The following is a 15,183-nucleotide window of genomic DNA, read 5'->3' as shown; positions in this document are numbered from 1 at the left end:
TTCGCAAGCGCCGCAGGGACAAACCGTGAGAAACTATTTAGCGTTTATGGAGCGTATACGATGGGAGCGATGCCTTGGATAAGAACGAGCTGCAAAAGCGTATGGAACAGGCTATTCGCCTGACGGCACCTGGCCAGCCGATCCGCACCGCCCTCGACATGATCATCGCCGGTCACCTGGGCGCCCTTATCTGCGTCGGCGACACCGAAAACGTGCTCGCCGCCGGCAACGACGGCTTCCCGCTCAACATTTCGTTCACCTCGAACCGTCTATTCGAGCTCTCCAAGATGGACGGCGCCATCGTCATCGATGGCGACCTCACCCAGATCCTGCGCGCCAACTTCCACCTCAATCCCGATCCCTCGCTCGCCACGAGTGAGACGGGCATGCGTCACCGTACTGCCGCTCGCATGTCGGTGCTCACCGATGCCATCGTGATCTCGGTCTCGGCCCGTCGTGCCGTCGTTAACGTGTACGTCCACGGTAAGAGCTACGAGATTCAGCCTGTCACCACCATCATGAGCTCGGTCAACCAGCTCGTCGCCACGCTTCAGACCACCCGTCAGTCGCTCGACCGCTCCCTGCTGCGTCTGACGGCCCTCGAGCTCGATGACTACGTTACGCTCGCCGACATCACCGGCATTTTCTCGAGTTTCGAGATCATGCAACAGGCAAAGACCGAGCTTAAGGATTGTATCGTCAAGCTGGGCAACCAGGGCAAGCTCGTGCAGATGCAGCTCGAGCAGCTCGCTGGCTCCAGCATGGATACCGAATACGACCTGATGATCCGCGACTATGCGAGCGATTCCTCCGAGGCAAACGCCGAGAAGATTCGCGCCGAGCTTAGCCGCATGACGCCTAAGGACTTGTCCGACCCACAGCATGTGGCGGCGGTTCTGGGTTACGACGACCTGGACGAGGACTCCGTCATGACGCCGCTGGGCCTGCGCACGCTTTCGCGCGTGTCCGTCGTGCGCGACGGCGTGGCCGAGAAGATCGTCGACGAGTACGGCTCGCTGCAGGAACTCATGGACGACATCAGCGAGGATCCGGAGCGCTTGGGCGACTTTGGCGTCAACAACCCTGCCATTCTTGCGGACTCGCTGTACCGCATGAAGGGCACCAAACAGGGGAACGCATAATGGCGCCCGTATGCGCCGTGGTCGTTGCCGGCGGCAGCGGCCAGCGCTTTGGAAATCCCGGCGGCAAGCAGCTCATTAACGTGGCGGGCCGTCCGCTCATGAGCTGGTCCATCCGCGCGTTCGATCGTAGCGATAAGGTCGGCCAAATCGTCGTGGTTTGCCCTGCCGAGCGCCGTGCCGAGATGCGCCGCCTGGCCATCGACCCGTTTGACTATGACACGCCCATCAGCTTTGCCGATGCCGGCGATACTCGTCAGGATTCCACCCGCGCCGGCGTGCACGCGGTGCCGGCGGGTTTCGAATATGTCGCTATCCACGACGGCGCCCGTCCGCTCATTACCACCGAGGCTATCGACCACGCTATCGACGTGCTCGTGAACGACCGTGCTCTCGACGGTGTCGTGTGCGGTCAGCCCGCGATCGACACGCTCAAGATCGTCGACGGCGATAATATCGTCGAGACGCCGCCACGTGAGCTCTACTGGGCAGCGCAGACGCCGCAGATCTTTAGCGTCGATGCTATGAAGCGCGCTCACGCCGCTGCTATCGCCGAGGGCTTTATCGGTACCGACGATTCATCGCTGGTCGAGCGCATGGGCGGACGCGTCCGCTGCGTCCAGAGCCCGCGCGACAACCTTAAGGTTACGGTGCCCGAGGACCTACGTCCCGTAACCGCGATTCTGCTTGGCCGTATGGCCGAGGGAGAGGATCTTCCCCATGTTCAGTAACCTGCGCATTGGCCATGGCTACGACGTCCACCGTTTGGTGGAGGGGCGTCGATGTATCATCGGCGGGGTCGACATTCCCTACGAGTGCGGCCTGCTGGGCCACTCGGATGCCGATGTGCTCGCGCACGCCTTGGCCGACGCCATTCTGGGTGCCTGCCGCGGGGGAGACATCGGCAAGCTATTCCCCGACACCGACCCTGCCTATGAGGGCGCCGACTCGATGGTGCTGCTTGCCCGCGTGATGGACTATGCACGCGAGCTGGGCTTTGAGTTTGTCGATGCCGATTGCACCATTGCCTGTCAGCAGCCTAAGATCACCCCGCACCGCGATGCCATGCGCGCCAACCTTGCCCATGCCCTGGGCGTTGACGTCGAAAACGTGGGCGTCGCCGCTACCACGACCGAAAAGCTCGGTTGGGAAGGCCAAGGCGAGGGGATCGGCGCCTGGGCCGTCTGCCTGCTACAGAAAACCGTTAAGGAGTAACGAATGCGTATCTACAACAGCGCTACCCATAAAAAGGAAGAGTTCCAGCCCATCGAGTCCGGCAAGGTCCGCATGTACGTGTGCGGCCCCACGGTCTACGACAACATCCACATCGGCAATGCCCGCACGTTCATCAGCTTCGATGTGATTCGTCGTTGGCTCATCGCGAGCGGCTATGAGGTCACGTTCGCCCAGAACCTCACCGATGTCGACGACAAGATCATCAAGCGCGCCAACGAGCAGGGCCGTACGGCCGCCGAGGTCGCAACGGAGTTCTCGGATAAGTTCATTGGCGTCATGCGCGCTGCCAACGTGCTCGATCCCGATGTGCGCCCCCGCGCCACCAAGGAGATCGGCCCCATGATCGCCATGATCAAGACGCTTATCGAGCAGGGCCATGCCTATGCCGCCGATAACGGCGACGTGTACTTTGCCGTGCGCAGCGATCCCAACTATGGCCAGGTCTCGGGCCGCAACATCGATGACCTTATGGTTGGTGCACGTATCGAGGAGAACGAGGACAAGAACGACCCGCTCGACTTTGCCCTGTGGAAGGCCGCCAAGCCCGGCGAGCCCAGCTGGCCGAGCCCTTGGGGCGAGGGTCGTCCCGGTTGGCACACCGAGTGCGCCGCCATGGTGCACCGCTACCTGGGCACCCCGATCGACATTCACGGCGGCGGCTCCGACCTTGCCTTCCCGCATCACGAGAACGAGTGCGCCCAGGCCACCTGCGCCTGGCACCAGGGCTTCTCCAACACCTGGATGCACACGGGTATGCTGCTGGTTGACGGCGAGAAGATGTCCAAGTCGCTCGGAAACTTCTTTACGCTGGCCGAGGTGCTCGAGCAGCACTCTGCCGCGGCCCTGCGCCTGCTGATGCTGCAGACGAGCTATCGCTCGCCGCTCGATTTCTCCTGGGAGCGCCTGGAGGGTGCCGAGAATTCGCTCACGCGTATTGCCGGTACGGTCGAGAACCTTCGTTGGGCTGCGAACCATGCGACGGCCGATGCCGATGCGGCTGCCGCCGAGGCGTTTGCCGCCAAGGCCGCCGAGACCCGCGCCGCCTTTAAGGAGTGCATGGACGACGACTTTAACACCGCCGGTGCCATGGGTGCTGTCTTTGGCTTTGTCACCGAGTGCAATCAGTATCTGGAGCAGGCGGGCGATGCTGCCGACAAGGCCGCAGTCCTGGCTGCCGCCGATACGCTGGCCGAGCTGCTCGATACGTTTGGCGTCGAGCTTCCCGAGCCCAAGGTCGAGTTGCCGCTGGGCCTGCTGGGCGTTGCCGCCGGCTTGGTTGCTTACACGGGCGACGACGTGGACGAGGCCGCTGCTAAGATTCTCGAGGCTCGCGCCGAGGCCCGTGCCGCCAAGAACTGGGATCTGGCAGATGCCATCCGCGATCAGCTCAAGGACCTGGGCCTGACGATCGAGGATACTGCCGCGGGCACCCGTATTAAGACTCTCTAATCCCTTCGGGTTTCCCAAGCGCCCGACCTTGCCGTTCAAACCGTCGCTCGCGTACTCAAGTACGCGTCGCTCCTCTTTCACGGCAATCTCGGGCACTTGGAAAACCCGTACCGACCGCTTGGGCTATTCGTCTTAAGCGGTCGCTTCTTTTGTCTTGTTTGAAAAATGTTTTAAGGAGGCCGCTTTATGGCCGACAATCGCAAGCGTGCGCCTCGTGGCGGCAAACAGGCTGCTTCTGGCTCGCGTCCGGGTCGCCGCAACGACCGCACTGCCGCTCCCAAGGGCCAGCGCGAGCGCTCCCAAGCTCAGGCTGCACGTCCGCAGCGAGATCGCAACCGCGACAACGTTCAGGTCCCCAAGGGCGAGTTTATCGAAGGTCGCCGTGCTGCCGCCGAGGCGCTGCGTACCGGCTTTCCCGTCAAGTGCGCGCTCATTGCCGAGGGCGGGGAGCGCGATGCCGCCCTGTCTCGTCTGGTCGATGACCTCAACGCCGCGGGCGTCCGCATTAAGTATGTGCCGCGCGCGCAGCTCGATGCGCTATCGAGCCATGGCGCTCACCAGGGCATTGCGCTCGAGGTGGGCAACTTCCCCTATGCCGATGTCGCCGATATTCTCGACCGCGCGGGCGACGGTCCGGCGCTCGTCATCGTGCTCGACCATGTGACCGACGACGGCAACTTTGGTGCCATCGTGCGCTCCGCCGAGGTCGTGGGCGCGGCAGGCGTCATCATTGCCAACAAGCGCGCCGCCGGTGTGACCGTCGGCAGCTACAAGACCTCTGCCGGCGCCGTCATGCACCTGCCTATCGCGCAGGTTCCTAATATCGCCCGTGCGCTCGACGACCTCAAGGCCGCTGGCTTTTGGGTGGGCGGTGCTTCCGAGCACGCCGAGGGCAGCTGCTGGGATGCTCCCTTCGAGGGCCGCGTGGCGCTCGTCATGGGCTCCGAGGGCGATGGCATCTCGCGCCTGGTGCTTGAGAAATGCGACTTTTTGACCAAGCTTCCCCAGCGCGGCATGACCGAGAGTCTCAACGTTGCCCAGGCGACAACGGCGCTGTGCTTTGAGTGGCTGCGCCGCAACGCCGGCGAGCTCATGGGGGAGGAGTAGCGCATGTCCAAAAAGAACCGTGCCAAGTCCAAGGCCAAGCGCTTTGGCGAGGGCTCGGCCAAGCCGATTGTTTCGGCCGCGACCTACGGCGTGGGCGGCAATGCGTTTGCGCAGGCTATCGCCGACCCAGTCTCGACGGTGCACTCCAACAAGCCCGAGCTGCTGGTGGTCGACGGTTACAACGTGATTCACTGCACGCCGCGCTACGAAAAGCTCGTGTACGACCATTCCGACGATCCGTATTCCAGCGACGTTCACGATATGGCGCGCACGGCGCTCATTAATGACGTAGCTGCGTTTGCCCAGGGCCGCTACGAGGCCGTGATCGTATTTGACGGCGCGGGCAATATCTCCAGCGAGCGCTCCAACCTACCGGCCCGCGGTGTGCGCATTGAGTTTTCGCCGACGGGTGTTTCGGCCGATACCGTGGTGCAGAAGCTCTGCATCGAGGCACGTGAGGAAGGCCGCGCGTGCTCCGTGGTATCGAGCGACGGCACGATCCAGGCCGTCGTCATGGGTAAGGGCGTCACGCGCATCTCGAGCCGTATGCTGGTGGACGAGATCAAACAGATCGATAACGACGTTCACGAGGCAGAGGAAGCTCCGCAGATCAAGATGACTCTGGGCAGTCGCCTGAGCCCCGATGCCCTGGCCAAGCTCAAGGCCCTGCGCGGACGGTAGGGAAGTTGGCGGGGCAATGCTGCCTCGCTAACTCCATTCAGCGATGTCGATCATTCTTTCGAGGCGCCACGTTAGCGCCTCTTTTAGATATGGCAGCCTTGCCGTGAGCGCGTCGTTTCTGGAAAGAATCTCGATTGCCTCGTCAACGAAGCCTTCGAGTTTGTCGCCGTCAAACCAGTTCATATCCTCAACAAGCAACATTTGTTTCGCGGGACTTGAATGGAACTGCGCGCTGGCAAAACTGTGCTCTCCTGCCCTAAGCTCCTCTAGAGATATGTTGCACCAGAGCGATGAGCCCGAATCGAAGATGGGGGCTGGTCTGCAGGTTAGCGTGTTGACGTTTCGCACAAGGCCAAAGTTACGCCAATGACGGTCATAGTTGGCGATGATGTCGTCACATACGATCATGCGGTCAAGGGCATCCTTAACGCCTGTCACCCCGAGCTCCTCGCAGTTTGCTACGTATCGCTCGTAGTCGGTTAGCCGTTCATCTGCGTTTGCGTGCTGGTTTACATAGAACGCAGGGATATACTCTTCTTCATCAGTTAAGAAGACATCGCATATGCTCAGGGCGGAAGTGCCCGTGCCCTCGAGCGAGTAAGGTACATAATCGCAGGCGTTTAGGATGCGACGGTGGAGCGCGGTCGCCACCAGCTCGTTATAAGGTTCCTGGTTCAGGTGCGCTCCTGCCTTATGCAGAATTCGACGCCCGCCCTCGCACGTCCAGTACTTTTGAAGATTGCCGTCCGAGGTGTTATCGGGCTTTGCGGCAGCCGCTTTTCCCTCTGGGGCAAAGGGCGCAATGGACAGCGAGACGTCATCAAAGGCGTTATTGAAGAAGTTGATATCCTCCCACGCGAGACCGGAACCTTGGGGCCTAATCCAATACTGGTCGGATAAGGAGAGGCCGAGATTTCGCTGGACGAGTTCATCGGGAACATCGACTGCGGCTTCTGCAAGCAGGGAGGCTAGCCCAATGCGTGCGAGCGGGATACCGCGGCCGCGCCACCAGATGCGGAAGGAGTCTAGCAATATGGGGCTATTAGGGCCAAATACTCCAATAGGGGCGTGGGCGTAATCGATGTCGGCACCGATGTGGGTAAAGTCTTTTCGCGATGTGCTGTAGACCAGCTGAGCGACTTCGTACGTGCGGTTCATGAGGGTGAACGCGATCTCGCTCTTACCGTGGCCGCGGCGGGGACGTCCCCCCGTTTTGGTCACAGAGCGGAGTCGCGTGTCGACGCTGTCTTTGTCGATGAGCCATACACCAGAAGCCTTGCGGGCCTCAAGTGCTCCGTTTTTTATGAGCTCCTGCACCCTGCGCGGAGTGATGCCGAGCAGCTCGGCGGCTTCTTTGGTAGTAAGCATCGCGAAACCCTTCGCCAGAACGAATAGTTTTATATATAGCAATTGTAATTAAAACTATTCGTTCTGGCGAATGGTTTTAAGATTGAGGGCGCACTGACAGAAATGAACGGGCCTGGTATGCGTTGTTGCTGGATTTTGCATATTTGTATAACGCCGTGCGGCCTGTTGCGCCCCGTCCGCAATTCCTTTATTCTTAACTGGCTTCGCGTGAAAGCGCCAAGTGTGCCAGTGTGGCGCAACGGTAGCGCAACTGATTTGTAATCAGTGGGTTGCGGGTTCGATTCCTGTCACTGGCTCCATGAAAGTTTCGGGCTCTGTCTCTATATGGGACAGGGCCCGTTTCTATTTATGTCGATAAGTCAGTAGGTTTGGTGCCAACCAAGCTTCAGGTTTGTCTCAATCTGTAACACGAAGAGGCTGAAAACCGTTCTAGCTGTTACAGAATGAGACGTAAGCTGGGGTCTCTGCGTAATATCTCGATCTGTAACAGATGGGGGAGGAATAACCCTCTTACTGTTACAGATCGAGACAAAGGCCGGACCGGTCCCAGTCATCCTGCCCGAGCGAGGATTTCCGGACATACGAGCGTGGAATATCTCCCGCCTGGAGGCTGAGCGTGGATAATCTCCCACTTTGGGCTCGAAGCCACGCCAAAAGTGGGAGATTATCCACGCTCGATTCTGTCTGGGAAGCCCGATCTCGACCTATATATAGGTGCAAATGAGTCGTTATCGAAGTAATATTCTACAGGCTCACTCCACTACGCCAAAGTGTTCCCTCGGGAAATGTCACCGCAATATGCAAATTCACCGTCCTTCATATCCAAACTCAGCAAAACGGCAGGTCAAAGCTATATGGATACGCCCGGAGCCGTGTATCTAGAGGTTTTCGTTGACAGCCCCCAAGGTGGCATCGTATTATCTTCTTCGTTCGCGGGGGCGGCGGTCCAAAAGACCAAAGGACCTGCGGATACTTGAACGATTGGGAGTTTGCCCGAGTGGTTAATGGGGACGGGCTGTAAACCCGTTGGCTCTGCCTACATAGGTTCGAATCCTATAGCTCCCACCCGTCAAGTGCCTGTATAGCTCAGTCGGTAGAGCACTTCGTTGGTAACGAAGAGGTCACCAGTTCAAGTCTGGTTGCAGGCTCCATCCGGCGGTGTAGCTCAGTTGGTTAGAGCACACGGTTCATACCCGTGGCGTCACTGGTTCGAATCCAGTCACCGCTACCATAGGTAACACGGTGGCTTCTCAATAGTATGTTGAGAGGCCACTATGGTATAAAGGCAAAGTCCCGTCCGGGGACGACCTGTTTAGAGGAGGGCTTTATGGCCAAAGAGAAGTTTGAGCGCACTAAGCCGCATGTTAACATCGGCACCATTGGTCACGTCGACCACGGCAAGACCACGCTGACCGCTGCCATCACCAAGGTTCTCTCCGAGACCGAGGGCTGCAAGGCTGACTTCACTGCGTTCGAGAACATCGACAAGGCTCCCGAGGAGCGCGAGCGCGGCATTACGATCTCCGTCTCCCACGTCGAGTACGAGACTGCTGCCCGTCACTACGCTCACGTTGACTGCCCGGGCCACGCTGACTACGTCAAGAACATGATCTCCGGTGCTGCTCAGATGGACGGCGCTATCCTGGTCATCGCCGCTACCGACGGCCCCATGGCTCAGACCCGCGAGCACATCCTGCTCGCCCGTCAGGTCGGCGTTCCCTACATCGTCGTTTTCCTGAACAAGTGCGACATGGTCGACGATGACGAGCTCATCGACCTCGTCGAGATGGAGACCCGTGAGCTCCTCTCCGAGTACGATTTCCCCGGCGACGACATCCCCGTCATCCGTGGTTCCGCTCTGGGCGCTCTCGAGGGCGACGCCAAGTGGATGGACGCTATCCGCGAGCTCATGAAGGCCGTCGACGAGTACATCCCGACGCCTGCTCGTAACAACGACCTCCCCTTCCTGATGGCCGTTGAGGACGTTATGACCATCTCTGGCCGTGGTACCGTTGCTACCGGCCGTGTCGAGCGCGGTGAGCTCAAGCTCAACGAGCCCGTCGAGATCGTCGGCATCAAGGATACCCAGAACACCGTCGTTACCGGTATCGAGATGTTCCGTAAGTCCATGGACTTCTGCGAGGCTGGCGACAACGTCGGTCTGCTGCTCCGCGGCATCAAGCGCGAGGACATCGAGCGCGGCCAGGTTCTCTGCAAGCCTGGTTCGGTTACCCCGCACACCAAGTTCACCGGCGAGATCTACGTTCTGACCAAGGAGGAGGGCGGCCGTCACACCCCGTTCTTCGATGGTTATCGTCCTCAGTTCTACTTCCGTACCACCGACGTTACCGGTACGGTCAAGCTCCCCGAGGGCACCGAGATGGCTATGCCTGGTGACCACATCACCATCGAGGGCGACCTCATCCACCCGATCGCCATGGAGGAGGGCCTGCGCTTCGCTATCCGCGAGGGTGGCCACACCGTCGGTTCGGGCATCGTCTCCACGATCATTGAGTAAATTAGCTCTTTGATATAGCTGACTTAGAGAACCCGGCACTTATATGGGTGCCGGGTTCTTTTCTGCAATGGATATTGAGCCGTTGCTGGTGTCGAGAGGATCGATAATGGTCCTGGATGCACTGTCGATTAGCTCTCGATGGCTTCATTGATGTGTTCCAAATATGAATGGATCCACCGAGAACCAATTGACTCGAGGTTTTCATTGACAGCACTTATATGGAGCTGATAAAGTAACAACTCGTGCCCGTACGGGGCGGAAATGAAAGGTTCAGGATACATGCGTACTCTAGTTACTCTTGCGTGCACTGAGTGCAAGCGCCGCAACTATACGACCACCAAGAACAAGTCGACCATGCCTGATCGTATGGAGATCAAGAAGTATTGCCCCTGGTGCCGTCACCACACGCTGCACAAAGAGACTCGCTAGTCTCTAGTCACATACGCCAGTAGTTCAATTGGTAGAGCATCGGTCTCCAAAACCGAGTGTTGAGGGTTCGAGTCCTTCCTGGCGTGCCAGTCATTATTCCGTAAGCTCCCACTTGGGGGCTTACGGTTTACTCATGTATAAGCGCATTGCGCGGAGGTAACCCAAATGGCCAACAAGAAGAACAAGAAGAAGGCTCAGCAGCCGGCACCTGCCAACAGCGCTGCCGCCAACTCCAAGGTTGAGGCCAAGAAGGCCGTTGCCAAGAAGAACGAGAAGGCTGCGAAGTCCAAGAAGAACGAGAAGCCTGGTTTCTTCGCCCGCACCAAGAAGTATTTCGCTTCGGTCAAGTCCGAGATGAAGCGTGTCACGTGGCCCGATAAGAAGGAGCTCGTGAACTACTCGGTCGTCGTTTGCGCTTCTCTGGTCGTCGTCGGCGTCGTCATCGCTCTGCTCGATGCTGGCTTTGGCGAGGCTCTTGCTCTGTTCTCTGGATTGAGGGGCTAAACCATGTCTAAGCGTTGGTACGTCGTTCACACTTACTCCGGATACGAGAACCGCGTAAAGTCCGATCTCGAGCATCGTATCGAGACCATGGGCATGCAGGACCGTATCTTTGATATCGAGATTCCTATGGAGCGCGTCATCGAGATCAAAGAGGGTGGCAAGCGCGAGACCAAGGATTCCAAGATCTTCCCGGGTTATGTCCTGGTCCGCATGGAGATGGATGACGATGCTTGGACGTGTGTTCGCAACACGCCCGGCGTCACCGGTTTCCTAGGCGGCAACGGCAAGCCCGCTCCGCTTTCCCGTGACGAGTACAACAAGATGACTCGTCGTCCCGGTAAGGGCGATTCGCCCAAGCGCACCTCGGTTGATATTCAGGTCGGCACGTCCGTCCGCGTCACCGATGGCCCGCTTACCGACTTTGATGGCAAGGTCTCCGAGGTTAACACCGAGGCAGGCAAGCTTAAGGTCACCCTGATGATCTTTGGCCGCGAGACGCCGGTTGAGCTCGACTTTAACCAGGTCGCTGTCATCGCTTAAGTTTTCGTCCGTTCGCGCGAGCGTGCTTCTTCTGTGACTGCTCATCTCAGGAGTGCTTCTAACACGTGCGTGCTTACGATATAGCAAGTACTTCACACTCGTGATTCGAAAGGAATGACCATGGCTGAGAAGAAGGTTGCCAACGTCATTAAGCTCCAGATTCCTGCTGGTGCAGCTAACCCCGCTCCTCCCGTCGGCCCCGCCCTGGGCGCTGCTGGCGTGAATATCATGCAGTTCTGCCAGGCCTTTAACGCCGAGACGCAGGACAAGAAGGGCGACATCATCCCCGTTGAGATCTCTGTCTACGAGGATAAGTCCTTCTCCTTCATCACCAAGACCCCGCCGGCGGCTCACCTCATCAAGAAGGAGCTGAACCTCAAGTCTGGTTCCGCTAAGCCCCAGGCCGACAAGGTTGGTCAGCTCTCCCAGGAGCAGCTCACCAAGATCGCCGAGATCAAGATGCCGGACCTCAATGCCAACGACATTGACGCCGCCAAGAAGATCATCGCCGGTACCGCCCGTTCCATGGGCGTCACCATCGCTGAGTAGCGATTTCTTATGGTAACGACGGGTGCTCCGACCGGGGCGCCCGTTAAATGTGTGCAATAGGGCACACGATACGATGTGGGAGGGCTCACGCCCGTTTAACCACAGGAGGTAATGCACATGGCTAAGCATGGTAAGAGCTATAACGCCGCTGCCGAGAAGATCGACCGCGCCACGCTCTACACCCCCCTTCAGGCTGCCAAGCTCATCAAGGAGCTCGACACCGCCAAGTTCGACGAGACCGTCGAGGCTCACTTCCGTCTGGGCATCGATACTCGTAAGGCTGACCAGAACATCCGTGGTTCCATCTCCCTGCCCCACGGCACCGGCAAGACCGTTCGTGTTGCCGTTTTCGCCGAGGGCGAGAAGGCCCGCGAGGCTGAGGCTGCCGGCGCCGACATCATCGGTTCCGACGAGCTCGTCGCCCAGATCCAGAAGGGCGAGATCAACTTCGACGCCGCTATCGCTACGCCGAACATGATGGCCAAGGTTGGCCGCATCGGTAAGATCCTTGGTCCCCGTGGCCTCATGCCGAACCCCAAGCTCGGCACCGTGACCATGGACGTCGCCAAGATGGTCTCCGAGCTCAAGGCTGGCCGCGTTGAGTACCGCGCCGACCGCTACGGCATCTGCCACGTGCCCCTGGGCAAGAAGTCCTTCTCTGAGCAGCAGCTCGTCGAGAACTACGCTGCCCTGTACACCGAGATCCTGCGTGTCAAGCCCTCTTCTGCTAAGGGCAAGTACGTCAAGTCCATCTCCGTGTCTTCCACCATGGGCCCTGGCGTCAAGGTCGATCCTGCTGTCCAGCGTGACTTCTTGGCTGAGTAACTGCTAGTTACTGCCTGAGTACAGCAAGCATTGCTAAAGAAACCCGGTTCTGCCTTGTGCAGGACCGGGTTTCTTGCTATCGCGTCAAAAGCACCATAAAGGGGACAGTGTCCCCTTTATGGTGGTTACCAGGGTGTTCTGGCTGTTGAAGACTCGATGGCTTCGTGGCGTTTGAGCTCGCGGCGCATGGTTTGTGAGTTGAGCCAAGCTGCTTGCCAGCCGCGGATGGGGTAGTGCGTCTGGTCGAGCTCAAACTGCGTATAGCCGCAGGCGTTGATGATCGTCGTTCCACACACATGCTGACGCTCGCGCTGAAAATCGCAACCGTAGCTTTGGTGCACATGCCCGTGCACCATGTAGTCGGGATTCCAGGATTCGAGTGCTGTGTTAAAACACTCGAATCCTCGATGCGGCAGATCGTCCAGATCACCCATACCGGCGGCGGGTGCATGGGTAAGCAGAATGTCGCACCCGCCGACCATCCTAACCTTACGCGACAGCTTACGCATGCGCTTGGACATCTCGCGTTCGGTGTACATGTTGGCGCCGTCGCGATAACGCATGGACCCGCCAAGGCCCGCAATGCGAATCCCTCGGTACGTGTACACGCTGTCCTCTACGCAGATACATCCACCCGGTGCATGACGTGCGTAGCGGTCATCGTGATTGCCGCGCACGTAGATGAGCGGTTTGTTGATGACCGTAACCAAAAACTCAAGATAGTCCGGGTCCAGATCGCCGGCGGACAAAATCAGGTCGACTCCCTCAAAGCGTTCCTTGCGAAAGCACTCCCAAAGGCATCGTTCTTCGGTATCGGCTATGGCAAGGATTTTCATAGGGCAGGGACTTTCGGCTCATCGTCGAGCTGCGGAATGGTGCCTACCACGTTGTCCGCCAGCCAATTCATCTCGACAATCTGCGTGCTCGGCAGCGGAGGGAAGCCTTCGATCTGTACCACGCCGTTCTGGCTGTGGAGCTCGCCGCCAAAGGGGTTGATGGATCCCACAACAATGCCGTTGCGGAGCAACTGCACGAGTTTGCGCGTTTGGTAGGGTAGGCCCGGAGCGTAACGGATGTCGATAACGCCGGAGCTCATGCCATACCAGTAGTTGACAGCGCGCACTTGGTTGTCGTCGCTGGTCTCGTCCCACGTGCCGTGAAGAAGGCTGCGAACGATGAGCTCGTAGTAACGGCCCCAGTTCCATACGGGCATGGCGATGCCGGTGACTTTGCCGTCGACCAAGCGGTGAAGCCCGTAGGCCGTTGGGTCTTCGAGCGACTTTGACATGTCAGCGCCGGTCATGACGCTTACGCCTTCGCGGCACATGGCTTCGGCAAGACCACCGGCGGGAACATCGCCCCAGGTGAGGATGACCTGCGCGCGCGGGTCGAGCAGCGAGGCGCCAATCGCAAAGGCGTTGATCTCGCTGAGTGCGCCCGAGGCGAAGACCGACGCGTGGTAACCGATGCGGTGGTTGTCCGCCATGCTGGCCGCAAGGGCGCCCAGCAGAAACTTGGCCTCGTACATCTTGCCAAAGTACGAACGGACGCTTTGATGGGGAAGGCCGATAGAGCAGTTGAGGAACCGAACCCGGGGATACTCAACGGCAGCCCTGAGCGTGTATTCCATCAGGCGGTGCGAGGTCGAGAAGATGACGTTTGCTCCATGTTTGACAGCCGTTTCCACGGCGGCGTAGAACACATCCGGATCGTGACAGTCCTCGAACGCCTCGGTGCGCACGATACCGCCAAAGTGCTCATCGAGATACTGACGCCCTTGGTCGTGCAGGCTGTCCCAGCTCGACGTCGCACAGGGGAACTCATGGATAAAGGCGATGCGCAGGGGGTTGGCCGTCGAGTAGACGGTCTTGCCCATAAAGAAGTTGAGCACGCCAGAGGTGGACTTGGCGGGCGTCTCCTCCTCATCGACGCTCGGCGCTTCGACAAGATCGACCTTGTCCTCGTCATTTTTGCCGGCAATGACCAGCTCGCGCCAAATCTTGCACAGGCGGTTTACGACGATATCCGTCGGCGTATCCAGCAGGCGGTCCTGGTTGTACACATTGAGGTAAACGAGCATGGCGTCGGCGGGCGTAATGTCCAGGTGGTCGCCGCCTGCGCGAAGGTAGGCGCGCTTAAAGAGCAGGAAGGTGTGGCGCAGGTAGTCGACCTTTTTCTGCGGCCATTTTTCGATAAGGTTCCGACCGAGCATCTTGGCGAGCGTCTCGTAGCTTCCCTCACGCGAGAACTCGATTTCGTATAGGGGGCAGACGCGCCAAAACGCGCAGAATTCACCGTACAGGCGGCTTTCGACGGAATCCCATGTGCCGGGGTAGAGACGGGTGACCCTGGCCGAAACCGTTGGAGCGTCCAGGAATTTGAGGACACTGACGCGTTTGTTGCCTTCCTGGACATAGAACCGATGCATGAACTCGGTGACGATGATGGGATCGCGATAGCCCTCGGTTACCTGGATGTCGTAGAGGTTGGACCACTTGCGGGCGAACTCAGTGTTAAACGGCAGCAGGGGCATAAAGTTGCATGAAAAGGCGGACTGACGGCCTTTGGTGACTGTGCCGACGACCATTTCGAGCGGAATATCCCTTAGGCCGACATTCTCTCGCTGACCTAAGGGGAGCTGGGCAACGAGGCTGTCGAGGTCCGTAAGGTACGGGTGCTCGCTTTGGCTGATGGCGCGACGGCGTCCCTGCTCGCCGCGCTTGCGTGCTTGACGATAGGCCTCTTCCATGATGTTGCTCCCTTAGTCGTTTAAACAACTATATGAACCATGGTACCACGAATGAAAACCACCACAAAGGTGCCTGTCCCTTTTTGGCG

The 15,183-nt window shown here is 58.9% G+C and carries 15 protein-coding genes and 5 tRNA genes; 17 read left to right on the top strand and 3 right to left on the bottom strand.

Annotated elements, in window-relative coordinates; all coding sequences use genetic code 11:
• The first annotated feature begins 101 nt into the window (after window positions 1-101).
• The 6 genes from disA (at window position 102) to I2D41_RS06070 (ending at window position 5,612) form a co-directional block, all read left to right on the top strand.
• Window positions 102-1,142, top strand: a complete 1,041-nt coding sequence (gene disA / locus I2D41_RS06095; protein ID WP_369796797.1) for a DNA integrity scanning diadenylate cyclase DisA — start codon at window positions 102-104, stop codon at window positions 1,140-1,142.
• Window positions 1,142-1,870 carry a 2-C-methyl-D-erythritol 4-phosphate cytidylyltransferase gene (gene ispD / locus I2D41_RS06090; RefSeq protein ID WP_195363891.1) on the top strand — a complete coding sequence of 243 codons (729 nt, stop codon included), beginning with the start codon at window positions 1,142-1,144 and terminating at the stop codon, window positions 1,868-1,870. The genes disA and ispD overlap by 1 nt, the downstream gene beginning before the upstream one ends.
• Window positions 1,860-2,354: a 2-C-methyl-D-erythritol 2,4-cyclodiphosphate synthase gene (gene ispF, locus I2D41_RS06085; protein ID WP_195363890.1), complete on the top strand. Its 495-nt coding sequence runs from the start codon at window positions 1,860-1,862 to the stop codon at window positions 2,352-2,354. Before ispD ends, ispF begins: the two co-directional genes overlap by 11 nt.
• A gap of 3 nt (window positions 2,355-2,357) precedes the next feature.
• Entirely contained in the window at window positions 2,358-3,824 is a 1,467-nt protein-coding gene (gene cysS / locus I2D41_RS06080) for a cysteine--tRNA ligase (protein ID WP_195363889.1), read from the top strand.
• A 186-nt stretch (window positions 3,825-4,010) separates the two neighbouring features.
• On the top strand, window positions 4,011-4,931 hold the full coding sequence (gene rlmB / locus I2D41_RS06075; protein ID WP_195363888.1) for a 23S rRNA (guanosine(2251)-2'-O)-methyltransferase RlmB: 921 nt from the start codon (window positions 4,011-4,013) through the stop codon (window positions 4,929-4,931).
• 3 nt (window positions 4,932-4,934) lie between these two features.
• On the top strand, window positions 4,935-5,612 hold the full coding sequence (locus tag I2D41_RS06070) for an NYN domain-containing protein (RefSeq protein WP_195363887.1): 678 nt from the start codon (window positions 4,935-4,937) through the stop codon (window positions 5,610-5,612).
• Window positions 5,613-5,639: 27 nt separating this feature from the next.
• On the opposite strand, the gene I2D41_RS06065 is transcribed toward I2D41_RS06070, so the two are convergent.
• Window positions 5,640-6,980 (bottom strand): DNA-binding protein, encoded by a 1,341-nt coding sequence (locus I2D41_RS06065; protein ID WP_195363886.1) that lies wholly within the window; start codon window positions 6,978-6,980, stop codon window positions 5,640-5,642.
• A 224-nt stretch (window positions 6,981-7,204) separates the two neighbouring features.
• On the opposite strand from I2D41_RS06065, the gene I2D41_RS06060 reads away from it, so the two are divergent.
• From I2D41_RS06060 to rplA, 11 genes are all read left to right on the top strand, one after another.
• A tRNA-Thr gene (locus I2D41_RS06060) sits at window positions 7,205-7,279 on the top strand.
• A gap of 684 nt (window positions 7,280-7,963) precedes the next feature.
• Window positions 7,964-8,045: transfer RNA gene (locus I2D41_RS06055), tRNA-Tyr, on the top strand.
• A 10-nt stretch (window positions 8,046-8,055) separates the two neighbouring features.
• A tRNA-Thr gene (locus I2D41_RS06050) sits at window positions 8,056-8,131 on the top strand.
• A gap of 3 nt (window positions 8,132-8,134) precedes the next feature.
• Window positions 8,135-8,211, top strand: a tRNA-Met gene (locus I2D41_RS06045).
• A 96-nt stretch (window positions 8,212-8,307) separates the two neighbouring features.
• Window positions 8,308-9,498: an elongation factor Tu gene (tuf, locus tag I2D41_RS06040; RefSeq protein ID WP_035137538.1), complete on the top strand. Its 1,191-nt coding sequence runs from the start codon at window positions 8,308-8,310 to the stop codon at window positions 9,496-9,498.
• A 279-nt stretch (window positions 9,499-9,777) separates the two neighbouring features.
• Entirely contained in the window at window positions 9,778-9,927 is a 150-nt protein-coding gene (gene rpmG / locus I2D41_RS06035; protein ID WP_022093895.1) for a 50S ribosomal protein L33, read from the top strand.
• Between the two features lie 13 nt (window positions 9,928-9,940).
• Window positions 9,941-10,016, top strand: a tRNA-Trp gene (locus tag I2D41_RS06030).
• A gap of 76 nt (window positions 10,017-10,092) precedes the next feature.
• On the top strand, window positions 10,093-10,431 hold the full coding sequence (gene secE, locus I2D41_RS06025; RefSeq protein WP_022093894.1) for a preprotein translocase subunit SecE: 339 nt from the start codon (window positions 10,093-10,095) through the stop codon (window positions 10,429-10,431).
• A gap of 3 nt (window positions 10,432-10,434) precedes the next feature.
• On the top strand, window positions 10,435-10,971 hold the full coding sequence (gene nusG / locus I2D41_RS06020; protein ID WP_195363885.1) for a transcription termination/antitermination protein NusG: 537 nt from the start codon (window positions 10,435-10,437) through the stop codon (window positions 10,969-10,971).
• A gap of 120 nt (window positions 10,972-11,091) precedes the next feature.
• On the top strand, window positions 11,092-11,520 hold the full coding sequence (gene rplK / locus I2D41_RS06015) for a 50S ribosomal protein L11 (protein ID WP_022093893.1): 429 nt from the start codon (window positions 11,092-11,094) through the stop codon (window positions 11,518-11,520).
• Window positions 11,521-11,637: 117 nt separating this feature from the next.
• Entirely contained in the window at window positions 11,638-12,345 is a 708-nt protein-coding gene (rplA, locus tag I2D41_RS06010) for a 50S ribosomal protein L1 (RefSeq protein ID WP_022093892.1), read from the top strand.
• Window positions 12,346-12,470: 125 nt separating this feature from the next.
• Here the strand turns inward: rplA and I2D41_RS06005 are convergent, their stop codons facing one another.
• Window positions 12,471-13,181, bottom strand: a complete 711-nt coding sequence (locus tag I2D41_RS06005; protein WP_117799696.1) for a metallophosphoesterase family protein — start codon at window positions 13,179-13,181, stop codon at window positions 12,471-12,473.
• On the bottom strand, window positions 13,178-15,094 hold the full coding sequence (locus I2D41_RS06000; RefSeq protein WP_195363884.1) for a BMP family ABC transporter substrate-binding protein: 1,917 nt from the start codon (window positions 15,092-15,094) through the stop codon (window positions 13,178-13,180). The genes I2D41_RS06005 and I2D41_RS06000 overlap by 4 nt, the downstream gene beginning before the upstream one ends.
• Window positions 15,095-15,183: the final 89 nt, after the last annotated feature.

The organism is Collinsella aerofaciens (assembly GCF_015552075.1).
Taxonomy (GTDB): domain Bacteria; phylum Actinomycetota; class Coriobacteriia; order Coriobacteriales; family Coriobacteriaceae; genus Collinsella; species Collinsella aerofaciens_Y.
The sequence above is the reverse complement of the archived record's forward strand: the minus strand, read 5'-3'. Positions and strand labels throughout refer to the sequence as shown.